Origin of the sequence: Streptomyces violaceoruber, from assembly GCF_033406955.1 — a bacterium.
Lineage (GTDB): Bacteria > Actinomycetota > Actinomycetes > Streptomycetales > Streptomycetaceae > Streptomyces > Streptomyces violaceoruber.
This window is the reverse complement of record NZ_CP137734.1, coordinates 8,510,691-8,533,467: the sequence shown is the minus strand read 5'-3', so window position 1 is coordinate 8,533,467 and position 22,777 is coordinate 8,510,691. Positions and strand designations below refer to the sequence as shown.

The window sequence follows — 22,777 nt, the reverse complement described above, 5'->3', positions numbered from 1 at the left end:
ACGAAGCGGTGGCCGACCCCGCGTTGCGGCAACGCGCGTCGGGGCGGCCCGTCCATCGCGCATGGGTGTCCACAAGGACGACCACGTCCCTGATCACGACGACCCTTCGTCCGGTGCCCGGTGATCGTGCCGTGCACCGGACGGTTCCTCCGCGAGATGCCCCTACGGCTTGACGAGCACCTTGCTGAGGAGCGGACGGTGGTCCGAGGCCGCCGGGTCGTCCTTGAGGACCTGAGCGACCAGGGGCGTCACCCTGCGGGTCGCGTAGATGAGATCGATGCGCTCAGTCGGCGACTGAGCGGGGTAGGTTGCCCCGTCCCCACGCGCGTGCAGGGACTTGGCCCACGCATCGGTGTACGCATTCTGCAGCGGCTGCGACTCGGGAGCGGCCGGCAGCGCGTTGAAATCGCCCACAAGGATCCCCGGCTTCCTCGTGCCGATCAGATCCACCACCTGAGCCGTCTGCTGCAGGCGGTCGGCCTGTGAGCCGGCGGCCAGATGCGTGTTGTAGAACTCCACCTTCCTGCCGTGGACGTCGAGCGTGGCATGCAGCAGACCGCGCTGTTCCTGGCCCGGCGACTTGTACAGCCAGGTGTTGTCCGAGGCGGTGATGGGGTAGCGCGAAAGGATCGCGGTGCCGTACTGCACGCGGTGGCCGCCGGGCGCGGGCGGGCTGTTGTCGATGTTGGCGCCGAAGACGACGTGGTAACCCAGCAACTCCGCCAACTCCGCCGGCTGGTCCGCCCAGTCGCTGCGCGCCGAGTAGTGCTTGTCGACCTCCTGGAGGCCGACCACATCTGCGCCGCTCTTCCGGATGACGTTCGCCACGCGCGGCAGGTCGAGGACGTCGTCGGTGCCCTGGGCGTGATGGATGTTGAACGTCATGACGTCCAGGACACGGTGGCCGGGCAGCCGGTCGGCGGGGACGTCGTCAGCAGTGGCGGGACCGGCGGCTGCGGCGGCGAGCCCGACGGCGGCGGCGAGGACGGGCAGGGTCCGGCGGAACATGGAAGGCCTCCTGGTGCAAGTTCACTGACCAGGGGGATCATGAATCCGTCCGTCGACGTGCCGTCGACCGCAGCATGAAGATCAGTGGCTTCGCCGGCAACGGTCTTCCACCGCTTACACCGGTGAGTGCCGCCCTCGACTCCGTGATCACCTCGACTGTGTCGACCACGGTCACGCTCTACGGGTCGGCCGGCGCTCTGTTCCGTCCCTGGCGGAACTTCGACCCAAGGTGCCTCGTTGTCCCTTTCTGCCGGTTTTGGATAAAATCGCGCAAGGGGCGATGCTTATGGTGAGAAAGTTGCGGTTGCGCGGCCGTCTCGGTGAGTGCGACGCGCTCGACCGGTTGACGGGCACGGTGACGTCCGAACGCAGCGCCGTCCTGGTCGTACGCGGTGAGCCGGGCATCGGGAAATCCGCCCTGCTGGATCACTACGCCGAGCGAATCTCCCGGCACCGGGTCGTACGGGTGGCCGGGGTGGAGTCCGAGATGGAGCTCCCTTTCGCCGGTCTGCATCAGCTGTGCGCCCCCTTCCTCGGACATCTCGACAGACTCCCCGATCCTCAGAGCGAAGCCCTGGCCACGGCCTTCGGCTTGAGTTCGGGCCCCCCGCCGGACCGCTTCCTGGTCGGTCTGGCGGTACTCAGTCTGCTGAGCGATGCGGCCAACGAGGACCCCCTGTTCTGCCTGGTGGACGACGCGCAATGGTTCGACGAGGTCTCCGCGTAGACCCTGGGCTTCGTCGCGCGACGGCTGCTGGCCGAGCCGGTCGCCCTCGTTCTCGCCACCCGCGAACCGCCGGGGCAGGCGCCGCTTGCCGGTCTGCCAGAGCTTGTGCTGAAGGGTCTGGAGGACGCCGAGGCCCGCGCCCTGCTGGACGGGGCGTTGCGCGGCGAGCTCGACGACCGCATCCGCGACCGCATCCTCGACGAAGCGCGGGGCAATCCGCTCGCCCTGCTGGAGCTGCCGCGCGGCCTGACGGCGACGGAGACGGCCGAGAGCTTCGGCCCACCGGCCCCGGCGCCGACGGCCGACCGCATCGAGCAGAGTTTCCTGCGGCAGGTGAGCTCGCTTCCGGTCGCCACGCGCAGACTGCTGCTGGTTGCCGCCGCCGAGCCCATCGGGGACGCCGTGCTGCTCAGGCGGGCGGCACGGCAGCTGGGCATCGAACCCGGTGCGACAGCTCCCGCGGAAGAGGCCGGCATGATCGACATCGGTGCTCTGGTGCGCTTCCGGCACCCGCTCCTGCGCTCGGCCGTCTACCGGTCGGCCGGGCTGCTGGAGCGGCAGGAGACTCATCGCGCCCTCGCGGATGTGACCGACCGGGCCCTCGACCCGGACCGCCGGGCCTGGCACCTGGCCTGGGCCACCCTGGCCCCCGACGAGGCTGTCGCCGCGGAGTTGCAGACCTCGGCCGTCCGGGCGCAGTCGCGCGGGGGCGTCGCCGCGGCGGCGACCCTCCTGGCGTACGCGGCCACGTTGACGCCGGAGCCGAGGGTCCGGGCGGCACGGGCGGTGGCCGCCGCCTCGGCCAAGCTCCGGGCGGGCGCGCCCGACGCCGCGCGCAAGCTGCTGACCATGGCGGAAGGGGGCCCTCTGTCCGAGTTCGACCAGGCCCGCGCACACCTGTTGCGCGCGCAGATCGCCTTCGCCTCGAGTCGTGTCAGTCAGACCGCTCCCCTGCTGTCCGCCGCCCGTGGCCTGGTCCCCCTGGATGCGGCACTCGCCCGCGAGACCTTCCTCGACGCAATCTCGGCCGCGATGTTCGCCGGCCGGCTGTCCGCCGACGCCGATGTCGGCGCGGTGGCCCGAGCCGCGCGGGAGGCGCTGCCCGAAACGGAGGGGCCACGCACCGCGGACCTGCTCCTGAGAACTCTGGCGGTACGGTTCGGGACGGGGTACCGCGATGCCCTGCCGCTCGCGAAGCGGGCTGTGGGCCGGCTGCTGGTGGAACCGGACGCGGGCGAGGTACTGCGCTGGTCCTGGCTCACCTCGGCCGTCGCCGCCGACATGTGGGACGACGAGGGCTGGGCGGCACTGGCGGCGCGACACGTACGGACCGCCCGGGCCACCGGAGCCCTGAGCGAGCTTCCGCTCGCCCTGAACTCGCAGGTTCTCGTCGACCTCTTCGCCGGTGCGCTCGACGCGGCGTCGTTGCTGACCGCCGAGATTCCGACGGTGCTGGAGGCGGCCGGCGGCGACCTGGCACCGTACGGCGCCCTGACCCTGGCGGCCCTGAAAGGCGACGGGCCCCATGCCGAGCAGCTGATCCGGAGCAGCCTGGAGGACTCCGCAGCACGCGGCGAGGGGATCGGTGTGAGCATCGCGCAATGGGCCCGGGCGGTGCTCTGCAACGGCGCGGGCAAGTACGAGCGAGCACGCCAGGCCGCTGACCAGGCCGCCGCCCACACCAAGGATCTGGCGGCCGTCAACTGGGGGCTCTGTGAGCTGGTGGAGGCCGCGGTCCGCAGCGGGGACCGCGACACGGCCGTCGACGCCCTCGACCGGCTCGACGAGGCCACCCGCGGGGCCGGCACGGACTGGGCTCTGGGCGTCCAGGCACGCGCGCGGGCCCTGCTCGGCACGGGCACGGCGGCGGAGACGCTCTACCGGGAGGCGATCGAGCGGCTCGCCCGCACCCGCGTCAGGACGGAGCTGGCCCGGGCACACCTGGTCTACGGCGAATGGCTGCGCAGGGAGAACCGGCGCGAGGACGCTCGCGCCCAGCTGCGGACGGCGCACGCCATGTTCACCGGCTTCGGCGCCGGTGCGTTCGCCCAGCGCAGCGGCCGGGAGCTGCACGCTCTCGGTGAGCGGACGGTCGGCCGGCCTGCCGCCGCCCCGACCGCGCTCACCGCTCAGGAGACGCAGATAGCCCACCTCGCCCGGGACGGGCTCACCAACGCCGAGATCGGCGCCGAGCTGTTCATCAGCCCGCACACCGTGGAATGGCATCTGCGCAAGGTGTTCGCCAAACTCGGCATCACCTCACGCAGGCAGCTGCGGTCCTCCCTGGGTGACCGCCCCTTGGCGCCTGCCCCGGCCTAGGCACCGACCGGCGGATCCTGGACGGCTGCTTCCTGCGGAGGCTGGGGTCCGACCATGGGATCACTGGGGGACGGCTCCCGGAGCCGTTGGGCGTTCGTGGGTGAGACCACGCCAGTCGTGGGTCACGACTGGCAGGCGTTCAGAGTGACGCGGCCTATCGCGTCCCGCAGGATCCGCTGGATCTTGAGGGGCTCCGTCGCCGCGCCCGCATCTCCGCGGGCCCGCCTCTCCTCCGCGCTGTAGGCACGTTCCATCGCCGTCTGCACCGCGTGCAGGTCGTCGCCGGCCCCGTCCACCACGTAGTACATCCAGACGAGGCGGGAACCCTGAGCACGGAACGGCACTCCGATCAGCCACGTCACCGACTGGGCGCCGTCGGCACGGCTGCCCGTGCTCGGCCCGTTCACGGTCTGCCGGGCGCCGTCGTCCATCGGGCGGGTCCGGTCCGCGAGCTCGGCACCGGGAATGGTCTCAAGACCGGGAGGGTCCATCTCGAGCAGCATGATCTCGTCTCCGTTCCGGCTGCGTCGTAAGCCGGGAGGTCCCGGCGTGGGATCAGCGACGCACTGGTCGGTGGTCTCTTCACCCTGTTTGACTGGACGGCCCCTCGTTTTGTGACGGCCCCGTGGTGCGGACGGTGCACGGGCAGCCCCATGGGGACCGGCAGCCGCCCCGGCCCCGGTGGTCTGGTCCCGGACGCCACGAAGGGCGGACAGGAGCCGCTGGGGTGCGCCGACGGTGCGGCATTCATGGAGCACGCGTTCGTGTCGTCTGGCGGGCTGGTGACTCGGGCCAGGCTTGCCGGTGGGGTCGCCCCGGAGTGTGCCTGCGCTCGATGTCTCCCGTTCAGCCGGGTGACGTCAGCACCGGCATACCCAGCCCGTGCTGCTCCCGCTACCAGCATGTGGTGGGGCCGGCCGGAACCAGGGCATGTGGCACGACCGGCGCGGTGGCGGGCGCGGCTACCGGATGCGAAGCCTGAGTCCATGCTTCTGGTGGGGCGGGAGTTCCGCAGGCTGATCCGACGGCGCCGTTTCTGGTCTACCCCTTGGATTGGTTACCGTCCCTCTTGAGAGACACGGGGCGTTTGCAGTGCCGACCGGCGGATCGCCTCACTCCGCCCTTTCTTTCTCCCAGTGCACACCCCGCGTCCTCCTGTGGCGCCCTTGGAATGCCGTAGGCCGATACGTGAGGGCCCCTGGCAGGTCCGTGGCCCCGGGGTGGGCCGACCGTGGCGGTTCCGTAGCCCCCGGGGGGGGTCGGCCGGAGGGAGTGAGCTGCGGGCCGGGAACTGTCGTCACGGCCGTCGGTCAGTGCTCATCGGGACGGACGATCCGGAGGGCCGGGCGGCCCCGCCCGGCGGACGAGGTGCCGGTGCCGTCAGGCCCGTACGTCGGGAGAGCCTCGAGGTACACGTTCCAGGAGCCCGCGCCGTCTGTGCCGTACCGGTACTCGCGCCCCGGGTCGTGGGCCCGGTAGGCCGCCAGCGCGGTGAGACAGTGGGCCCGGCCGAGGAACGGACCGCCCACGTGCTGCCAACCCGGTCCCGGTGTGATGCTGCCGCCCCGGGCTTCCGGGCGCGGTGCCCGGCCCCGCACCGTCGCGCGGAGAGCCATCGCGGCTCGGTGTGCCGCGCGCGCCCTCCCTGACGCGCGGGAAACCAAAAGAGCCAAACGCACAGTGCCACCCGTCCCACTCGGAGTCACTGTACGGACCGATCATGGACCTCGTCTGTGACAAGGTCCCTCCGGGATTCCAGGCGGCAGTCGCGGCGTCACACATCAAGCCTTCGTGCGGTCTCTTGGGGTGAAAAGGATGTTCCGGAACATTCACCCGCGGGGACGCGCCATGAGTGCCGTCGTCCTCGCGCGGACAAGGGAAAGGTCAACCCGATGACATCAGGGAAGCCCACCGTCGTGCTCGTCCACGGCGCCTTCGCGGACTCGTCCAGCTGGAACGGCGTGGTGGAACGGCTCCAGTCCCATGACTACAGGGTGGTGTCCGCGAGCAATCCGCTGCGCGGCCTGACCAGCGACGCCGCGCACGTGAGGGAACTGGTGGCCGCCATCGACGGCCCCGTGGTCCTGGCGGGCCACTCCTACGGCGGCTCGGTCATGAGCGTCGCGGCGAAGGGACTGGGCAACGTCAGGGCGCTCGTCTTCGCCGCGGCCTTCCTGCCCGAAGTGGGCGAGAGCGCCATCGCACTGTCCGGCAAGTTCCCCGGCAGCACACTCGCAGACGTGCTCCGGCCGGTGCCCGTCACGCTGCTCGACGGAAGCCAGGCCGCGGACCTCTACATCGAGCAGAGCGCGTTCCATCAGCAGTTCGCCGCCGACGTTCCCGCCGAGACCACCGCGGTCATGGCAGCCATCCAGCGGCCCGTGACCGATGCCGCGCTGGGTGAGGGCGCCTCGGCCGCGGCGTGGAAGGACATCCCCTCGTGGGTTCTCGTGGCCACCGAGGACCGCAACATCCCGGCGCAGACCCAGCTCTTCATGGCCGAACGTGCGGACGCAACGGTCATGAGCCTGACCTCCTCGCACGCGGTCAGCGTCTCGCGTCCCGGCGATGTCGCGCGCCTCGTCAACGAGGCGGCACAGGCCACCGCCTGAGGGTCCGACGCTCACACAGAGCACCGTCGGGCGGTCGGCCGGGAGAGCCCCCGGCCGCCCGACGGGCGAAACGGCGAGTGAGGGGGCTGCTCAGCGACTTGGGACCGTCCGCTCGACGTGTCCGAGGTGTCGCTCGCGGTCCGAAGGGCGCCGGATAGGTCACACCTCATCGCACTCCTCGACGGCCGGCCGCCGACTCGCGGCCGGCCGTCCCGCGTTCCCGGAGTCGACAGAGCCGGCTGTCCGCCGAGATTCGCCCGTTGCCTCGGCCGGCGCCTCGCCGGCACCGGCATCACGCCGGCCGACCATGGCACGCCACCCACCGGCCGGCCGTCAACGGCCGCTCAGGGAGCGGGTGGTGGTGCGGGAGCGCCACGCGGTGGGGCGATCTTCGCGTACGTCGCCGTCCCCGCAGCCTGCGCGGGAACGACGGCGGCCGCTTCCGCGGGGGCGGCGGTGATGCCACCGCCCGGGATCCAGCCTCGGTCGACGACCTTCGTCTGCATGAGCCAGGCACCGGCCAGGATGAGCAGACCGAAGATCAGCATGCCGATCAGACCCGCGGTTCCGTCGAGCTTGCCGATGCTGCCGAGTACGGCACCGAACCAGCCGAAGTCGGCGTCGCCGAAGGTCGTGTTGGCCTCTCCGAACGAGCCGAGCGCCTTGAGCAGGATCGCCGGCAGGAACGTGATCAGCAGACCGTTGAGGAAGGAGCCCACCGCGGCGCCGCGGCGTCCGCCGGTGGCGTTGCCGTAGACGCCGGCCGCGCCGCCGGTGAAGAAGTGCGGCACCAGGCCGGGCAGCACCAGGGCCAGCCCGAAGGCCGGGTTGAACACCCAGATGAGCGCCGCCAGACCCGTCAGGCCGCCCAGGAAGCTGAAGATGAATCCGATCAGTACGGCGTTCTGCGCGTACGGGAAGACGATCGGGGCGTCCAGGGCCGGCTTGGCACCGGGCACCACACGGCCCGCGATGCCCTGGAAGGCGGGCACCAGTTCGCCGAGGATGGTGCGGACACCGAAGAGGATGACCGCGACGCCGATACCGAACTGCAGGCCCTGCATCACCGACTGCATGAGGTAGTTGCCCACGTCGGCCGCCGGGTCGCCGCCACTGCCGGCGAACGCCTTGAACGCCGCGTCCTGGCCGACCTTGGCCAGGAACAGCAGGGACATCACCAGGTAGATGAGGACCATCGACAGGGCGGTGGCGACCATGGAGTCACGCAGGAAGCGCAGTCCCTCGGGCAGCTTCATCTCCTCCGTGCTGCGACTGTTCTTGCCCACGAGCTGCCCCGTGGCGCCGGACACGATGTAGCCGGCGGTGCCGAAGTGGCCGATGGCCAGAGTGTCGTTGCCGGTGACCTTCTTCGTCCAGGGATGCGCGAAGGCCGGGAGGGCGACCAGCAGGATGCCCAGCAGCACGCCGCCGCCGAGTACCACCGCGACCGAGCCCTGCCCGGCGGTGGCCATGACGATGGTCAGCAGCGTCGCCATGAACAGCATGTGGTGGCCGGTGAGGAACACGTAGCGCAGCGGCGTGAACCGGGCCAGGGCCAGGCTGACCAGGAACCCGAGGATCATCAGCCAGGCGACCCGGGCACCGAACTCGCTCTGCGCGATGCCGACGATGGCCTCGTTGGTCGGAATCACGCCGTGGGTGCCGGTGGTGCCCTGGATCATCCGGCCCAGCGGATCCAGGGACGAGCTGACCAGCCCCGCGCCTGCCCCGACCAGCAGCAGGCCCAGGGTCGCCTTGATGGCGCCGCCGACCGTCTGCCCGACGGACTTCTTCAGAGCTGCCAGGCCCACCGCGGTGATGATGCCTATCAGGTAGGCGGGCTGGCTGAGTATCTCGTTGACGAGAAACTTCGCTGTGTCTATGACCCAGTCCATGACAGGTTCTTCCTCGTCACACGTCGTAGGTGTCGCGCAGGACCGCGTCGACCTCGGTGGTGCTGCTGAAGTCGCGGACGACCTTCACAGGGATGCCGACGTCACCCAGCGTTCTGGCTATCTCCTGAGAGGTGAGGATGGCGACGGCTTCCGACGCCTTCCCCTTGGCGGAGATGGTGTCGGTGGCCTCCACCGACACCTGACGGGACCACCCCCAGCGGTCCAGGACCTGCTCCAGGGTGTTCTTCAGGAACAGACTGGTTCCCACGCCGTTGCCGCAGACCGTGAGGATCTTCTGCTCCGACAGGGCCGGAGCGGCGTCCTTGGCCGAGGTGGCCCGCGAGCCGCCAGGGCCGCCGGTGCCGGTTGGCTCACCCTTGAGCACCCGCAGCACTTCCTCGGGGCTCGTCGCCTGCTGAAGGGCGCGGACGTTGTCGCCGTCGGCGAGTACCTTCGCCAGCGCCGCCAGCGCCGCCGTGTGCGCCTTCGAGTCGACGGCGGCCAGCGCCACGACGAGTTGCACCGGATCATTGGTCTCGTGACCGAAGACCACGGGGGAGGCCAGCCTCACCCAGGACATGCCGGTCTTCAGCACCGCGTCGAAGGGGCGGGTGTGGGCCAGGGCGAACCCCGGGGCGATCACTATGTACGGGCCGTTCTCCTCTACGTTCCGTATCATCGCCTCGGTGTACTCGGCCGTACTGATGCCCTCGTCGACCAGCACCTGCCCGGACGCGCGAACGGCGGACCTCCAGTCCTCCGCTTCTACGTCGAGCCGGATGCCGTCGACCGACAGAAGGTCGGTGAGTGCGCTCATGACAGTGGAACCTCCTTCGTGGGCGTAAGCCGGTCGGTTCCAGCTCATGACTGTTCCGCCGTTACACCCCTACTTGACCATCCGTGACCTGATATGTGACGCCGGTAAGGTGTGAGGTGCGTCTCGCCGTCCGGAAACAGGAAAACGGTCGACGACCAGGAATGGACGCGCCGTCGGGATGCCGCATGAAGTGGACACCGGGAGCGACTCCGGTGAGTCGTCGGCGTCCGCCCGGGCGAAGGCGCGCGAGGCGTGCCTGCGGACGCACCGGAACCGTCGCGGTCGCCCACCTCGACACGGAAGCCGTTCGATCCCGGACCAGCTCTGGCCTCCGTGACCGCGCCCATCGTGGAGCAGGCCTCGCGCGCGTCCGCTCCGGCGTTCTCCCGGAACATCGGGGAGAGGTCCACTACCTGACGCCCCGACCAGAACCCGGGACCGTGCCGACGCCTCGCCGGGATCGGAGGCAGGCCGCTGCCGGGCTTGAGTCTCCCCCCGGGAGAGGCCCCACGCTGGCGGACATGAACAGCAATGATCTCGACGAACGCGTCACCGTGGTGGCCGGCGGCAGCAAGGGAGCCGGGCTGGCGACGGCACGGCTGCTGCGGGAGGCGGGGGCGAGGGTCGTCTCCATCGCCCGCACGGCTCCGGCGACGGCCGACGTGGTCTTCGTGCCCGCCGACCTGAGCACACCCGAGGGTGTCAAGGCGTCGTCCGAGGCCGTGGCCGAACTGGTCGGCGTGCCGGACATCCTGGTGCATGTCGTGGGCGGCTCCCGCTCTCCGGCCGGTGGATACGCGGCGCTCGACGACGAGCGGTGGGCGCAGGAACTGTCACTCAACCTTCTGCCCGCGGTCCGGCTCGACCGCGCGATCGTCCCCGGCATGGTGGCTCGTGGTTCGGGCGCGATCGTGCACGTGACCTCCATCCAGCGCCGGATGCCACTGCACGACTCGACCCTGGCCTATGCCGCGGCCAAGAGTGCTCTGACCACGTACAGCAAGGGTCTCGCCAACGAGGTGGCCCCGGCGGGTGTCCGGGTCAACTCGGTCGCTCCCGGCTTCATCCGCACCGACGGCGCCGAGGCTCTGCTGGCACGCCGGATGAGCGAGAGCCGCATCACTCGCGAGGCCGCGCTCGGCGAGCTGATGCGGGTACTGGGCGGCATCCCCCTGGGACGGCCCGCGGAGCCCGAAGAGGTGGCCGAGACGATCGCGTTCCTGGTCTCGGACCGGGCCAGTGGCATCACCGGATCCGAGCACGTGGTCGACGGCGGCACCATCCGCACCGTGTGAACCTTCACCGTCACGACATGGGAGACAACCGTGCAGGACATCCGTGCCTTCGTCGAGGAGTACGTCGCAGCGGCGACGGGTCCCGACCGCGAGCGCTACCTCGGTCTGTTCCGCGACGACGCCGCCGTGCACGACGACGGGCGCAGCCTGAGAGGACTCGCGCAAGTGCGCCGGTGGCGCGAGGAGACGCCGAACGTCGACTACGACCTGCTGGAGGTGACCGGCACCCCTGCCGACTGCCGAGCCGTCGCGCAGATCTCCGGAGACTTCCCCGGCAGCCCGGTCACCCTCCGCTTCGCCTTCGAGCGCGACGCACGGGGGAAGATCACGGTGCTGACCATCACCCCCTGACCACGCGCGACCGGACGACGGACCGCCCACGAGGAGGAGCGCACCATGGCGGACAGACTGACGATCGGGGAGTTCTCCCGCATCACGCACCTGAGCATCCGCATGCTCCGCCGGTACCACGAGCAGGACCTGCTCGTCCCCGCCGAGGTCGATCCGGACACCGGCTACCGCTACTACTCCCCCGCGCAGATCCGGCCGGCGCTGACCGTCAGGCGCTTCCGTGACCTGGACCTCCCACTGGCGGATCTGCGGCGGTTCCTCGCCGCCGAGTCCGCGGACGGGCCGGACGACGGCACCGCACAGCAGGTCGTCGCGGCCCACCTCCGCAGGCTCGAGGACCGGCTCGGCCGCACCCAGCGGGCCGTCGAAGTGCTCCGGGAACTCCTCGACCCGGAGGCGGAGCGGGCGGTGACGCTGGAGGAACTCCCCGCTCGGCGCGTCCTGGCGGTGACCCTCGACGTACCGGAGGGAGCGGGCCTCGACTGGTACGACGAAGCCATGCGTGACGTGGACTCGGCAGCCGGAGAGCGCTCGGTCCTCCCACCTGGCGGTCGGTACGAGCACACCCTGTTCACCGAAGGCCATGGCCGCGCCACCGTGTACGTTCCCTTCGAAGCACCGCTGCCACCGGAAATGCCGGGCAGGGTGCGCGAGCTGCACCTGCCGCGGCGTACGGCCGCGGTCGCCACCCATCAGGGACGGCACGACGACCTCGACCTGACCTACGGCGCCGTGGGTTCCTTCGCCGCCCGCAACGACCTGCGCTCGCAGGATCTCGTCGAGGAGGTCTACCTCGTGGGGCCGCGCGACACCGACCGGCCCGAGCTGTGGCGCACCCTCGTGGCGTGGCTGATCGCTCCGGAGAACGGCTGACCCGCGATGGACGGTGCCGTCCGCGGCCCCGGCCGGCCGGGGCCGCGGGTCAGCGGAGGGAGTGGCCGGCGACGGGCCCGCACACGTAGTTGCCCGGCTCGTCGGGGTCGTCACTGATCCAGAACTGGATCCACAGCGCGGCGAACTCGGACCGGCTGAGGTGGCCGTCGGCATCCTGGTCCAGACGGTCGAACGCGTCTCCGGTCGTGATCCCCTGCCCGTGCCACAGGTCGATCAGCCGCTGGTGCTCGTTCCTCGAGATGCGGCCGTCACCGTTCTCGTCCACCGCGTCGAAGACCGTGTCGGCGGTGGCGGCCACGGCATCCTGCATGGTGGGCAGCCGGTCGACCATGGCAAGGAGGTCGTCCATGTCGATCCTGCCGTCGTTGTCCGTGTCGACGGTCTGCGAGAGGTGCTGCCACCATCCCAGCAACACCTCCTCCACCCGCGCGGCCAGTTCGCCGTCCGCCCGCACGCGGGGCAGTCGGCCCCAACGGGACGCGAGGGCAGCGAAGTCCTCCTCCTCCAGACAGCCGTCGCCGTTCACGTCGAAGGCGTTGAACATGTCCTGCAGCTTGGTCCGCTGAAACTCACTGGCCATCACAAGCCCCTTCTCTCGCGGTGCTGAAAGGATGCTGTCCGCGCGCGCCGGTCCCCCAACGGCGTGTGAGAGCGCGAGGTGTCACAGCGGCGCCGCCGAGCGCTCTGCCCGTGCGCCGAGCGCCGGTTTGAACGCGTGTCGCGCCCTCCGCCAGGCCGCCGGACACCGACCGGTCAGGCTGTGTCGACGCCGGTCAGGACGAGCGGAAGCCGGTCGCTCGCTCCCTCGACGAGACGGACCGGGATCTTCCAGTCCTTCTGGTGCACGTGGCATGCCGGGTACGGGACATCCGGGTCGTCGTCGCAGGACGCGGCCGTCGCGGAGACGTGCAGCATGCCCTCGGGCACCGACGGGTCGAGATCGAGGGAGCGGGACAGGTCGGTGCCCGCGCCCTCGCCCGCACGCAGCAGTCCGGGCGGGGTGGCGGAGACCAGGAGCCGTGTCGCGGGCCCGTAGCGCTGGTCCAGCTTCTGACCGGCGGGCGCCCGGAAGGCCACTTCCAGGCGCAGGGTGCCCGGCGCCGCCTCGGTCGTCCCCCGCAGTACAGCCTCGCCGGACCCGGTGCCCAGGGCGTCGTGCGGCAGCCGTAGCCGGGTCAGCCGGTGCCGGGCCGACTCGACGACCAGGACGTCGCCGCCGACGACCACGGCGTCGCTCGGCTCGCGCAGGTCGGTCGCCAGCGTGCTCACCTCACCGGTGGGCGGTGTGTAGCGGCGGAGAGCGTGGTTGTAGGTGTCGGCGACGACCACCGAGCCGTCCGGCAGGGCCGCGACGCCCAGGGGATGCTGGAGCAGTGCCCGGGCGGCGGGCCCGTCGCGGTGTCCGAAGTCGAAGAGTCCGGTGCCCACCGCCGTGCGGACCGTGCCGTCGAGGTCCACCCAGCGCAGGGCGGAGGTCTCCGAGTCGGCCACCCAGAGCCGGTCGTCCGTCGCGGACAGCCCCGACGGCTGTGCGAACCAGGCCTCGGGGCCGGGCCCGTCGACCAGCCCCTCGTTGCCGGTCCCGGCGGTGACGGTGACACTCCCGTCCCGCGGATCGTAGGCCCAGAGCTGGTGCACCCCGGCCATGGCGATCCACACCCGGTCGTTCCACAGGGCGACGTCCCAGGGCGAGGAGAGGCTCACGGCACGGGCGGCTCCGCGGCTGGGCTCGCCCGGTCTGTGCTGCCTGCCGGTCCCGGCCAGGGTGGTGACCTCGCCGGTGCCGGGCTCGTACCGGCGCAGGGCGTGGTTCACGGTGTCGGCGACGACGACCGAGCCGTCGCCGAGCAGGGCGAGTCCCTGCGGCTCGCTGAACTCGGCCCTGTCGGCCGGGCCGTCCGTGAAGCCCCGTCGCCCGCTGCCGATCCGCCGCACGGGGCTCTCCCCGTCCTCGGCGAGCTCCACCAGCTGGTGCCGGGTGGTGTCGCTGACCAGGAACGTACCGGAGGGCAGTGACACGGCCTTGCCGGGGAAGCGCAGGGTCGTCGGCTCCGGTTCCGGCGCCACGTACGGGGCGTCGCCGCGCCGCAAGGTGCCCTTGACCGTGTGCCGGGCCTCCAGTTCCTCGACCAGCCGCTGGATGGCGTGTGCGTGTCCCTCGCCCGTGTACTGGGCGACGACGTAGCCCTCGGGGTCGATCACGGCGAGGGTGGGCCAGGCGCGTACGGCGTACTGCCGCCACGTGACCCGCTCCGGGTCGTCCAGGACGGGATGCTCGACGCCGTAGCGCTCGACGGCGTCCAGGACGGCGCGGTGTTCGGCCTCGTGCGTGAACTTGGGCGAGTGCACACCCACGATCACCACGGTGTCCCTGTGCCTCTCCTCCAGCTCGCGCAGTTCGTCAAGGGCGTGCAGGCAGTTGACGCAGCAGAACGTCCAGAAGTCGAGGACCACGATCCGTCCGCGAAGCGCCGCGAGACTCAGCTCCCGGTCACCGGTGTTGATCCAACCGCCCCTGCCCACCAGCTCGGGGGCGCGGACCCGTGCATGCTTCACCATGGTTCGAGCCAATCACACCGCCCGCCCACGACCGGGAGCGTGCGACGCGTGCCCGTCCCGCGCGGGGTGCCCGGCACGGAGGCGGACGGCCTCCGCAACGACCTGCGCGTCGTGGTGCCGCGCGCCGCGCTCTCCGGGGTCTCCGTGCCGGGACGGCGGGCGGGCCGTCCGGTCGTGCTCCCGTTCCGTCACCTGGCGCGGCGGTGACGTGTCCGTGGCCCTGCGCACCGTGGCGCGGGAGGCCGACACCGCGGCGCGCAGCAGGTTCGGGCAGCACGTCGTCGCCCAGACCTGCCGGCGGTCGTCGCGAGGGGACTGAGACGGTCGGGCTCGGACCGCAGGACAGCGTTCATGGTCGCGGACGGCGCGGCGGACACGACACACCGTCGGAAAGGCGGTCGAGCAGGCTGCGGTGGGTCTCAAGGCGTTCACCCCCAACCGGAACAAGGGAGGGCTCCCGCAGGCCGCGACGCGGCACCGCAGCCTTGTGGGCGGCCCACAACAGGGGGAAGACCGTGGCGGGCGGGAGGTAAAGGAACGATCGTTCTTGACTGATCGTTCCTCAAGTGCTTGGCTAGCGGCCATGGGCAGGCCAAGGGCATTCGACGAAGACGAAGCGGTGCGCGCCGCTGTGACTCTGTTCGGCGGACGTGCGTATGACGGCGTGTCCGTCGACGACCTCGTCAGTCACCTCGGCGTGCACCGCAACAGCTTGTACAAGACGTTCGGCAGCAAACGCGGCCTCTACCTGACCGCTCTGCGCCGCCACCTCGCCGACGACGTCGGCCCGTTGCTCGACGACCTTGCCGGCGCACCGGACGCCGCGGCCGCTCTGCGGCTCGTCACGTCGACCGACCTCGGACTGCTTCTCCTCGCGATCACCGAACGCGCACCGGTGGACGAAGAGGTCGCTGCCGAGGTGAACGCCGCTTTGGCCGCCGTCGACCGGGCGGTCGCCGACGCGCTCGGCGTCTCCGCCGACCTGGCCACCGCCGTCACGGCCGCCGCGCTGGGCATCGTCCTGCGTGGCAACCCCGACAACGCCGCCACCGCGCTGGCACAACGCCTCAGTCCCCGCACCTGAAGAGGATTCCGACATGGCACTGATACGTATCGAAGGCGACGACCTCGTCGTCGTGATCGAGGGTCTCGACAAGCTCTGGGCCTTCAAAGGCAGCCTGACCATCCCGCTGGCCCACGTCCGTGGCGCGACCGTCGATCCCGGTATCGCCGCCGAACCGAAGGGAGTCCGCGCGCCGGGCTCCCACCTACCCGGCGTGATCATCGCGGGCACATTCCATCAGGAGGGCGAGAAGGTCTTCTGGGACGTCAAGGACCGTTCGAAGGCTGTCGTGATCGAACTCTCCGACGAGCAGTACGCGCGCCTCGTTCTCCAAGTCGACGACCCCCGCGCGACCGTCGCCCTGATCGAGGGCACCCTCGCCGGAAGGAGGTAGGCCGATGTTCCGCCACTTGGCAGCCGTCGCGACGGCACTGGCCGTCGTCACCGTCACTCCGGTCGAGGCGACTCCCGCCCTGGTGCCGGCCGTCGACCGCGACGTCGCCTTCACGGCCGACGGTACGACCGCGTACGGCACCCTGCACGTTCCCGAGCACCGCGCCGGGCAACGGCTGCGGGCGGCGCTGCTGCTGCCCGGCAGCGGTCCCACCGACCGCGACGGCAACCAACCGCCCGCGTCCTTACCCGACACCCTGGCCCAGTTGGCCGATACGCTGGGCAAAGACGGAGTCGCCACGCTGCGGTTCGACAAGTACGGCACCGGCCGCACCGGGCTCGGCACCTACCAGGATCGTCCGGAGGAACTGGATTACCCGGCGTTCGTCCGCCAGGCACGGGCCGGCTACGAGTCGTTGCGTGACCAGTCGGAGACCGACCCGCACGCGCTGCTTGTCGTCGGACACAGCGAGGGTGCGATGACGGGACTGCTGCTGGGCGGCACGGTGAGCCCGCGCCCGGCCGGCCTGGCGCTGCTGCAACCACAGGCGATCCGCATGTTGGACCTGGTCGCGTTGCAGCTCAGGGCTCAGATCGCCGAAGCGACCCGACAGGGTCAGTTCACACCGGAGCAGCAACGCACCGTCAACGCGGCCGTCGACGCCGCCGTCACCGCCCTGCGCGAACGCCGACCGGTCGACACCGCCGATCTACCCTCCCCGATCGCCCGGCTCTTCGAGGCGTTCCAAGGGCCGAACGCCCGGTTCGTGCGAAGCGACGACGCCGTCTACCCACCGGACACCGCCTTCGCGCTCCGGCCGGGAACCAAGGTGCTACTGACGTGCGGCACCCACGACGTCCAGGTCCCTTGTGATACGACGAACGCCCTGACAACCGCCTTGCGTCACGCGCATGCCCATGGACCGGGCCGAGTGGTGCTTCCGGGAGTGGACCATCTGATGCACGACACCGACCACCCGACCACGCTCGCGCCGCCCGTAGTCGATTCCTTGCACTGGTTGGCCCAACACTGACACCGCACGAGGGCACCCTCGGGCACGGGAGGCAGTGGAACATCCGACCGAGCATGCGGTTGCAGAGGCTGCGCTGAGCGGCAGCGTGCCAGTCCCCGTGCTCGTCACGCCGGCGGCGGTAGGGGGCCATGGCTCCGGACGGCCAGGGGGGCTGCGGTCACGCAGGCACGAGCGCTTCGCTCTACGCTGTTCGCTCAGCGCCTTTCGAGCAGGGCTTCGTGCAGGAATCCGTCCGACGCCCACGCAAACCACCACCACGGAGACTGCACGCCGCCCTCTGCGGAGGTCCCGAGGAACCCGGACCTGAAGGGCCACTCCCTGCCACCACCTTGCCCCTCCTATCGAATTTCGATAGATTGCCATCGCATTTCGATCGAAGGAGAGTTGATGGGAAAGATCACCATGGTGGCGCTGCGCACCGTACTCGTGGCGCTGCTCGCCGGTTCGCTGTTCGTGCAGACCGTAATGGTCGCGCTGCTGGCCGACGACATGGAGGGCGGTGTGCTCGCGGACCGGCGCGTTCCGATTTTGCTGATCGTGGTTCTGGGCATCGTCACGGCCCAGACCGTCCTCGTCTGCGTGTGGCGCCTGGTGAGCATGGTGCGACGTGGCAGCGTGTTCTCCGACGGCGCCTTCCGGTACGTGCACATCGTGATCGGCGCGTTCACCGCTGCGGCGGTCCTGGTCTTCGCCCTGGGCGTCGTCCTGGCGCCGGGCGAGGCCGTGGCCCCGGGCGTCGTCCTGCTGCTCGGCGGCGTCTCCTTGGCGGTCTTCGCGGTCGCCCTGATCGTGCTCGTGCTGCGGATGCTGCTCGCCCAGGCGGTCGCCCGCGAGGTCGAGGCGACCCGGATGCAGACCGAGCTGGCCGGGGTGATCTGATGCCGATCGTCGTCGACATCGACGTGATGCTGGCCCGGCGCAAGATGTCCGTGGGTGAACTCGCCGAACGCATCGGCATCACCCCCGCCAACCTGGCGGTCCTCAAGAACGGCCGCGCCAAGGCGGTCCGGTTCACCACGCTGGCCGCGCTCTGCGAGGTCCTGGACTGCCAGCCCGGAGACCTGCTGCGCTGGGAGGCCGAACGCCTGGCGGACGAGGCCACGCCCGCGGAGCGTCACCTGTGAGCACTCCGACCGGCACCGACTTCCTCGGGGCCACGGCCCGTACGGATGTCCTCGTCGTCGGCGCCGGACTGGCCGGCCTCCACACCGCTACGCTCCTCGCCCGGCAGGGCCACGGCGTCCTCCTGATCGACCGGCGAGCCAGTCTTGTCGGCGCGGTCCGCACCACGGGGATCTTCGTGCGGAAGACGCTCGACGACTTCCCGCTGCCTCCCGAGCACCTCGGCCCACCGATTCGACGGGTCGTCCTCTACCCGCCCGATCTGCGCCGCCCCGTCTCCCTGGTCAGCGGCCGCGATGAGTACCGCGTAGGAGACATGGCGCCTCTCTACACCGCGGCGGCGGCCACCGCGACGACCGCCGGCGTGCGCATCGTCCTGGGCACGCGCTACGCCGGACGCCGGGGCGACACGTTCCACCTGCTCGGTCGCGACGGGCCGACGGCTGTCCGGGCGCGGTTCGTCGTCGGTGCCGACGGAGCCCGCTCCAGCGTCGCCCGCGACCTCGGCCTTGACCGCAACCACCATCTGCTGGTCGGAGCCGAGGAGGTCTTCGAGCTGGCCGGACCCGAGGAACCACCGACCTTCCACTGCGTGCTCGACCCCTCGCTCGCTCCCGGCTACCTGGCTTGGGTGGTCAACGACGGGCAGCACGCGCATGTGGGCGTCGCCGGCTATGCGGAACGCTTTCCGGGCGGACTTCGCCAAGCACTGCAGCGGTTCAGCGCGTCAGCGCCCGGGTTGGCCGGCGTGGACCGTCCGGAAGCGGTGGAGCGCCGCGGCGGTCCGATTCCCGTCGGCGGCGTGCTGCGCCGGATCGGCTGCGCTGACGGCATTCTGGTGGGGGACGCGGCCGGCGCGGTCTCCCCGCTCACCGCCGGTGGCCTGGATCCGTGCCTGCGACTGTCGGAGTTCGCGGCCGAAGTCCTGGACCACGCGCTGCGTACCAGGCGGCCGGATGCGCTGTCCGCCTACGACGGAGCCGCTCTGCGCGCCGCTTTCCGAGGCCGGCTGACCCTGCGCAGGGCCCTGGCCCAGGTGCGCACACCGACCGTGGCCCAGGCGGCCTTCACACTGCTCCGCACGCCGATCGGCCGGGCCGCGGCAGGCCGGGTCCTGTTCGGCGACAAGTCCTTTCCGACTCCTGCCCGTTGACCGGGAGACCGAACACCCACCTCAGGCACGGGCCAGAGCCGCCTTCATCTGGTCGGCGAGGAGATGTCCCGAGCAGAAGGCCCAGCCGAGACGAGAAGCGTCATGGATCGGTACACCCACTGCTCAGTGAGGTTCTGCACGTGGCGCACCGATCCGGTGCCGGGCCGTGAAGCGCAACGAACGAGGCCCCCGCGCTGTCGTTCAGGATGAACCTGTGCGGTCCGTGTCGGGAGCCGGCCTTCGAGGTGTCATGGGTGAGCTCCCGTGCCGTCGCGAATCACTACGACAAGGTGTCCGGGGACAAAAGGACTACCCGCTCCCGGGGAACGGCCCGGACTCCGGTCGCGCAGTGCCCGTGCACCGTCCGCGGCGCTTCGTATTGGGCCGGGGAACAGAGCTGCGCGAGGGGCGTACGGGGCGGCGCGTGGGCCTGATTGAATCCGCGCCCACCCATACCCGTACGCGCGCCCCACTTGGGGTGCCGGCTGAACGTGAGCGGAGCCGCCCATGTCTCTCGGACCGCAGCCCTGGTACGAGCCGCCGAAGCGTGACGATCCCGCAGCCGGGGAGAGACCTCCGCCGGAGCCAGGGCAGGACGTCGGGAGCGAGGCGGCGCGGCTGGCGGTCGGGCTGCGGCTCGGTCTCCGGATCGCCGCCGTCTGGCTGCTCTACGCGCTGTCCGCCGCCCTCGTACCTGCCGCGTACGGCACACTAGTCGCCGGACCGGTGAGCCTCGGCGTGATCCTGGCCGCAGTGCCCCTTGCCGTCGGTGTGCACGCGCTGGTGGGGTACGGGCGCCGGCTCGACCGGCTCGGTTCGGGGCCGGACGCCCGGAGGTGGTCATGACCACGCTGCTCGACCCCTCGTCCCGTTCCCTCGTCCTCGCCGTGTTCTCCGTGTTCGTCGTGATCTGCCTGATGCTGTGCATCGTCACCGGAGCCGACGACGACGACCGGGCCCTCGTGCGGTCCGGCAGCCGGCGGCTGCGTTCCTGGCAGCAGGGCATCGCGATGGGCGGCGACACCACCACGGTCGCGACGGTCACCGTGCTGGTGGGCATGGTCGCCACGTCCGGCTTCGACGGCCTCGGCGTGATGCTGGGCAGCCTGATGGGCGTCGTGCTGCTCCTCGTGCTGATCGTCGAGCCGCTGCGCCGGCACGCGTCGTTGACGGTGGCGGACCTGCTGGACGCGCGCGGCAGCGGCGGCCCCACGGTGCGCGCCTCGTGGGGTGTGGTGACCCTGCTCGTCTGCTTGCCGCTCCTGGTCGTGCAGTTGGTGGTGGTCGGCAACGTGGCCGCGGCGCTCATCGGGCAGCCCGGTGCGCGGACCGGCTGCATCGTGGTGATCGGCTGTGTGATGACGGCGCTTGCCGTCATCGGCGGCATCCGGGGTACGGGCGTGGTGATGATCGCGAAGTCCGCGGTCACCCTGCCCGTGCTGGTGGTCGCCGCCGTGCTCGTGCTGCACCGCTTCGGCGGCAATCCCGGACGGCTGCTCGACGCCGCGGCGCACGGCTCGGGGCTGGGCGGGGCGTATCTACGCCCGGGCGGCTACACCGGTGAGGGCTGGGTGGGGGCCGTGAACCGGATCGGACAGATCTTCGGCATGTCGATGGCCACGCTGGCGATGCCCGCCGTACTGATGCGGGCGATTTCCACGAAGAGCCCGCGCGGTGCCCGGACCGTCGGCCGCTGGATGCTCGGCGAACTCACTCTCCTGTACGCCGCGCTCGCCGTCGTCGGCATCGGTGCGGCGGCGCTTGTCGGCGGGGCGTTGCGCGAGGCCGGTCCGTCGGCGCAGGTGTTCACGCCGCTGCTGCTCGGACGCGCGCTCGACAGTGGCGGTGTCCTGGTCGCGGCCCTGGCCTGCGTTTTGTTCCTCACGGCGCTCGCGGCCGTGGTGGACGTGACCCTCGCCGCCGGGATCGCTCTGGGACGGGACGTGCTGGACGCGTCCGGCAGGCGCGCGTCCGGCGCACCCGGCGACAGCCACGCGTCCGGTGGGCACGCGGCGGGCGGCGTGGACGGTGCCGCGTCGCGGTGGTCGGCGGCGTTGACGGGGTCGGCTGCCGCGCTGGTGGCGGTCTTCACCGCCGACTGGAACCTCGTGGTGGTCTCGACGCTCTGGCTCGCGGTCTGCGGCGCCGCCCTCGCGCCCGTTCTGCTGTACGCGCTGTACTGGCCCGGTTTCACCGCCCGCGGTGCGCTGTGGTGCCTCTGGGGGGCCACCGTGGTGAGCGTGGCGGCGCTGGCGGTGTCACCGTACGTGTCAGGTGCCCCTGCGGCGATCTTCCCGGACTACGACTTCAAGGTCTGGGACGTGACGATCCCGGGTCTGGTGACGGTGCCTGCCGGATTCCTGCTGGGCTGGTTGGGCAGTGTCACCGATCCCCGCCGTGGGGCGCGCCGCTTGTCCGCTCCGGAGCGGCACAGGGAACTGGACGCCGCCTGAGCGGGCCGTGCCGCCCGACGGTGACCTCCTGGGGCGGCACGGCACGGCCACCTGCCGGGCACGGGGTCGCCTGTCCGGTGCGGGGGCTGTCCGGTGCACGACTGTTCGTCACCTGGCGTACCCGGCACTGCCCTCCGTGCCGAACGGCGATCCCTGCCCACCCGGCACCACACACCACACACCACACACCACACACCGAGAAGGCCTCGGTCGGGCCGGGCGCAGCGCCGTCGATGCACTGCGCCCGCCGGGGGAGGCAATCGGCATGCACTCACCTCTCCCCCGGTTCGCTCTCATGGCGTGCCCCGCCCCTGCCCGCCGAGCGCTGCACCGAGTTCGAGGCCTGGCGGGGCCTGATCGCCGACATCACCACCCATGCGTCCCGGGTCGTTCGGCATCGCCGCGCGGCAGCGCGCCCTGCGACAGCTCTGACCAGGTCCTTCGGGGAGAGCATCAGGCCCGGGCGAGTTCCGCCGCGCCGAAGGAGACGTTGAAGCGGTCGCACCAGACGCTGACGCTGGTGTAGCGGGAGGGATCGACGTCGGCGGGCACGTCGTAGTTCTGGCTGCCCTTGTTGCCCTTCAACTTGCCGAGATCGACGTACTCCCCGTCGTCGAAGAGGTGCCAGCCGGCCTTCCCCTCCTTCACCGGAGCGTCGGTCAGCCACACGTGCACATCCGGGCCGTTGCTGGTGTCGAGGTTCTCCAGCCGCACGACGTGGGAGCCGTCGGTGAGCCGTACCAACTGCGCCGTGCCGGAGGTGGAATGTTCGTGGCTGACCAGTTCCCCGCCCGCCACCGTCCGCGGCCCGGCGTCCCGGGTCGGCGACGGCGCGGGCGCGGCGGCGGGCGGGGGCGAAGTCGTCACCGCACCGGGCGGGGAGGCAGTCGTCACCGCACCGGGCAGGGCCTCGTCCACGGTCTCGTCCTGCCACAGCTTCCACGGCTGGAACCAGTACAGCCCGAGGGTGCCACCGACCACCGCCAGTGCCAGCGCCCCGATGAGCAACGGCCTGCCTGCTGCCTTGCGTCCACGCCTCATGCCCGCCTCGCCCTCCCAGCGCCTTCCACCGGCGCCCCATT

21 protein-coding genes and 1 pseudogene are annotated in these 22,777 nt (G+C 71.1%); 14 read left to right on the top strand and 8 right to left on the bottom strand.

All coding sequences use genetic code 11. The features are described from left to right. Positions 1-162 precede the first annotated feature (162 nt). Positions 163-1,008 carry an endonuclease/exonuclease/phosphatase family protein gene (locus tag R2E43_RS38480; RefSeq protein WP_332057069.1) on the bottom strand — a complete coding sequence of 282 codons (846 nt, stop codon included), beginning with the start codon at positions 1,006-1,008 and terminating at the stop codon, positions 163-165. Between the two features lie 286 nt (positions 1,009-1,294). Here R2E43_RS38480 and R2E43_RS38475 point away from each other — a divergent pair. Beyond that, positions 1,295-4,054: pseudogene (locus R2E43_RS38475) on the top strand (helix-turn-helix transcriptional regulator). A 122-nt stretch (positions 4,055-4,176) separates the two neighbouring features. Here the strand turns inward: R2E43_RS38475 and R2E43_RS38470 are convergent. Both R2E43_RS38470 and R2E43_RS38465 read right to left on the bottom strand, forming a co-directional pair. Then, positions 4,177-4,557 (bottom strand): hypothetical protein, encoded by a 381-nt coding sequence (locus R2E43_RS38470; RefSeq protein WP_193484155.1) that lies wholly within the window; start codon positions 4,555-4,557, stop codon positions 4,177-4,179. An 807-nt stretch (positions 4,558-5,364) separates the two neighbouring features. Then, positions 5,365-5,670: a hypothetical protein gene (locus tag R2E43_RS38465; protein WP_332057068.1), complete on the bottom strand. Its 306-nt coding sequence runs from the start codon at positions 5,668-5,670 to the stop codon at positions 5,365-5,367. Positions 5,671-5,946: 276 nt separating this feature from the next. Between R2E43_RS38465 and R2E43_RS38460 the strand changes: the two genes are divergently transcribed. Next, positions 5,947-6,666 (top strand): alpha/beta fold hydrolase, encoded by a 720-nt coding sequence (locus tag R2E43_RS38460; RefSeq protein ID WP_011026874.1) that lies wholly within the window; start codon positions 5,947-5,949, stop codon positions 6,664-6,666. A gap of 344 nt (positions 6,667-7,010) precedes the next feature. Here the strand turns inward: R2E43_RS38460 and R2E43_RS38455 are convergent, their stop codons facing one another. Next, positions 7,011-8,561 carry a PTS ascorbate transporter subunit IIC gene (locus R2E43_RS38455; RefSeq protein WP_003978740.1) on the bottom strand — a complete coding sequence of 517 codons (1,551 nt, stop codon included), beginning with the start codon at positions 8,559-8,561 and terminating at the stop codon, positions 7,011-7,013. 16 nt (positions 8,562-8,577) lie between these two features. Continuing rightward, a complete protein-coding gene (locus R2E43_RS38450) occupies positions 8,578-9,378 on the bottom strand; it encodes a PTS sugar transporter subunit IIA (RefSeq protein WP_016324970.1) in 801 nt (266 codons plus the stop codon). A 521-nt stretch (positions 9,379-9,899) separates the two neighbouring features. On the opposite strand from R2E43_RS38450, the gene R2E43_RS38445 reads away from it, so the two are divergent. Genes R2E43_RS38445 through R2E43_RS38435 form a run of 3 tightly spaced genes read left to right on the top strand, consistent with a single transcriptional unit; the run spans position 9,900 to position 11,897 of the window. After that, complete coding sequence (locus R2E43_RS38445) at positions 9,900-10,673, top strand: SDR family oxidoreductase (RefSeq protein WP_332057067.1); 774 nt, start codon at positions 9,900-9,902, stop codon at positions 10,671-10,673. A 30-nt stretch (positions 10,674-10,703) separates the two neighbouring features. After that, positions 10,704-11,024 carry a nuclear transport factor 2 family protein gene (locus R2E43_RS38440; RefSeq protein WP_093455277.1) on the top strand — a complete coding sequence of 107 codons (321 nt, stop codon included), beginning with the start codon at positions 10,704-10,706 and terminating at the stop codon, positions 11,022-11,024. Positions 11,025-11,069: 45 nt separating this feature from the next. Then, positions 11,070-11,897 carry a MerR family transcriptional regulator gene (locus tag R2E43_RS38435; RefSeq protein WP_093455278.1) on the top strand — a complete coding sequence of 276 codons (828 nt, stop codon included), beginning with the start codon at positions 11,070-11,072 and terminating at the stop codon, positions 11,895-11,897. A gap of 49 nt (positions 11,898-11,946) precedes the next feature. On the opposite strand, the gene R2E43_RS38430 is transcribed toward R2E43_RS38435, so the two are convergent. Together R2E43_RS38430 and R2E43_RS38425 are read right to left on the bottom strand one after the other, a co-directional pair. Beyond that, the gene (locus R2E43_RS38430) at positions 11,947-12,498 is read right to left on the bottom strand and encodes an EF-hand domain-containing protein (RefSeq protein ID WP_319120005.1); all 552 of its coding nucleotides are present in this window, start codon (positions 12,496-12,498) and stop codon (positions 11,947-11,949) included. Positions 12,499-12,671: 173 nt separating this feature from the next. Continuing rightward, positions 12,672-14,477: an NHL domain-containing thioredoxin family protein gene (locus R2E43_RS38425; protein ID WP_332057066.1), complete on the bottom strand. Its 1,806-nt coding sequence runs from the start codon at positions 14,475-14,477 to the stop codon at positions 12,672-12,674. A gap of 48 nt (positions 14,478-14,525) precedes the next feature. Here R2E43_RS38425 and R2E43_RS38420 point away from each other — a divergent pair, with 48 nt between their 5' ends. From R2E43_RS38420 to R2E43_RS38380, 9 genes are all read left to right on the top strand, one after another. Next, the gene (locus tag R2E43_RS38420) at positions 14,526-14,684 is read left to right on the top strand and encodes a hypothetical protein (RefSeq protein ID WP_246549842.1); all 159 of its coding nucleotides are present in this window, start codon (positions 14,526-14,528) and stop codon (positions 14,682-14,684) included. 376 nt (positions 14,685-15,060) lie between these two features. Next, on the top strand, positions 15,061-15,561 hold the full coding sequence (locus R2E43_RS38415; RefSeq protein WP_046247583.1) for a TetR/AcrR family transcriptional regulator: 501 nt from the start codon (positions 15,061-15,063) through the stop codon (positions 15,559-15,561). Between the two features lie 13 nt (positions 15,562-15,574). Then, entirely contained in the window at positions 15,575-15,934 is a 360-nt protein-coding gene (locus R2E43_RS38410) for a hypothetical protein (RefSeq protein ID WP_003978731.1), read from the top strand. A gap of 4 nt (positions 15,935-15,938) precedes the next feature. Continuing rightward, positions 15,939-16,967: an alpha/beta fold hydrolase gene (locus R2E43_RS38405; protein WP_016324977.1), complete on the top strand. Its 1,029-nt coding sequence runs from the start codon at positions 15,939-15,941 to the stop codon at positions 16,965-16,967. 387 nt (positions 16,968-17,354) lie between these two features. Further along, entirely contained in the window at positions 17,355-17,846 is a 492-nt protein-coding gene (locus R2E43_RS38400; RefSeq protein WP_016324978.1) for a DUF2975 domain-containing protein, read from the top strand. Beyond that, positions 17,846-18,091 (top strand): helix-turn-helix domain-containing protein, encoded by a 246-nt coding sequence (locus tag R2E43_RS38395; RefSeq protein ID WP_003978728.1) that lies wholly within the window; start codon positions 17,846-17,848, stop codon positions 18,089-18,091. The genes R2E43_RS38400 and R2E43_RS38395 overlap by 1 nt, the downstream gene beginning before the upstream one ends. Beyond that, a complete protein-coding gene (locus tag R2E43_RS38390) occupies positions 18,088-19,242 on the top strand; it encodes an FAD-dependent monooxygenase (RefSeq protein ID WP_003978727.1) in 1,155 nt (384 codons plus the stop codon). The genes R2E43_RS38395 and R2E43_RS38390 overlap by 4 nt, the downstream gene beginning before the upstream one ends. A 507-nt stretch (positions 19,243-19,749) precedes the next feature. Beyond that, positions 19,750-20,088 (top strand): hypothetical protein, encoded by a 339-nt coding sequence (locus R2E43_RS38385; protein ID WP_003978726.1) that lies wholly within the window; start codon positions 19,750-19,752, stop codon positions 20,086-20,088. After that, on the top strand, positions 20,085-21,695 hold the full coding sequence (locus R2E43_RS38380; RefSeq protein WP_016324979.1) for a sodium:solute symporter family transporter: 1,611 nt from the start codon (positions 20,085-20,087) through the stop codon (positions 21,693-21,695). Before R2E43_RS38385 ends, R2E43_RS38380 begins: the two co-directional genes overlap by 4 nt. 453 nt (positions 21,696-22,148) lie before the next feature. Here the strand turns inward: R2E43_RS38380 and R2E43_RS38375 are convergent, their stop codons facing one another. After that, the gene (locus R2E43_RS38375; RefSeq protein ID WP_003978724.1) at positions 22,149-22,736 is read right to left on the bottom strand and encodes a DM13 domain-containing protein; all 588 of its coding nucleotides are present in this window, start codon (positions 22,734-22,736) and stop codon (positions 22,149-22,151) included. Positions 22,737-22,777: the final 41 nt, after the last annotated feature.

Excerpts from the sequence above, each read along its gene's own strand:
- R2E43_RS38410 (WP_003978731.1), top strand. The coding sequence starts at position 15,575 with ATGGCACTGATACGTATCGAAGGCGACGACCTCGTCGTCGTGATCGAG.
- R2E43_RS38430 (WP_319120005.1), bottom strand. The coding sequence starts at position 12,498 with ATGGCCAGTGAGTTTCAGCGGACCAAGCTGCAGGACATGTTCAACGCC.
- R2E43_RS38480 (WP_332057069.1), bottom strand. The coding sequence starts at position 1,008 with ATGTTCCGCCGGACCCTGCCCGTCCTCGCCGCCGCCGTCGGGCTCGCC.
- R2E43_RS38460 (WP_011026874.1), top strand. The coding sequence starts at position 5,947 with ATGACATCAGGGAAGCCCACCGTCGTGCTCGTCCACGGCGCCTTCGCG.
- R2E43_RS38400 (WP_016324978.1), top strand. The coding sequence starts at position 17,355 with ATGGGAAAGATCACCATGGTGGCGCTGCGCACCGTACTCGTGGCGCTG.
- R2E43_RS38415 (WP_046247583.1), top strand. The coding sequence starts at position 15,061 with ATGGGCAGGCCAAGGGCATTCGACGAAGACGAAGCGGTGCGCGCCGCT.
- R2E43_RS38375 (WP_003978724.1), bottom strand. The coding sequence starts at position 22,736 with ATGAGGCGTGGACGCAAGGCAGCAGGCAGGCCGTTGCTCATCGGGGCG.
- R2E43_RS38385 (WP_003978726.1), top strand. The coding sequence starts at position 19,750 with ATGTCTCTCGGACCGCAGCCCTGGTACGAGCCGCCGAAGCGTGACGAT.
- R2E43_RS38405 (WP_016324977.1), top strand. The coding sequence starts at position 15,939 with ATGTTCCGCCACTTGGCAGCCGTCGCGACGGCACTGGCCGTCGTCACC.
- R2E43_RS38450 (WP_016324970.1), bottom strand. The coding sequence starts at position 9,378 with ATGAGCGCACTCACCGACCTTCTGTCGGTCGACGGCATCCGGCTCGAC.
- R2E43_RS38435 (WP_093455278.1), top strand. The coding sequence starts at position 11,070 with ATGGCGGACAGACTGACGATCGGGGAGTTCTCCCGCATCACGCACCTG.
- R2E43_RS38470 (WP_193484155.1), bottom strand. The coding sequence starts at position 4,557 with ATGCTGCTCGAGATGGACCCTCCCGGTCTTGAGACCATTCCCGGTGCC.
- R2E43_RS38445 (WP_332057067.1), top strand. The coding sequence starts at position 9,900 with ATGAACAGCAATGATCTCGACGAACGCGTCACCGTGGTGGCCGGCGGC.
- R2E43_RS38425 (WP_332057066.1), bottom strand. The coding sequence starts at position 14,477 with ATGGTGAAGCATGCACGGGTCCGCGCCCCCGAGCTGGTGGGCAGGGGC.
- R2E43_RS38455 (WP_003978740.1), bottom strand. The coding sequence starts at position 8,561 with ATGGACTGGGTCATAGACACAGCGAAGTTTCTCGTCAACGAGATACTC.
- R2E43_RS38380 (WP_016324979.1), top strand. The coding sequence starts at position 20,085 with ATGACCACGCTGCTCGACCCCTCGTCCCGTTCCCTCGTCCTCGCCGTG.
- R2E43_RS38395 (WP_003978728.1), top strand. The coding sequence starts at position 17,846 with ATGCCGATCGTCGTCGACATCGACGTGATGCTGGCCCGGCGCAAGATG.
- R2E43_RS38465 (WP_332057068.1), bottom strand. The coding sequence starts at position 5,670 with ATGGCTCTCCGCGCGACGGTGCGGGGCCGGGCACCGCGCCCGGAAGCC.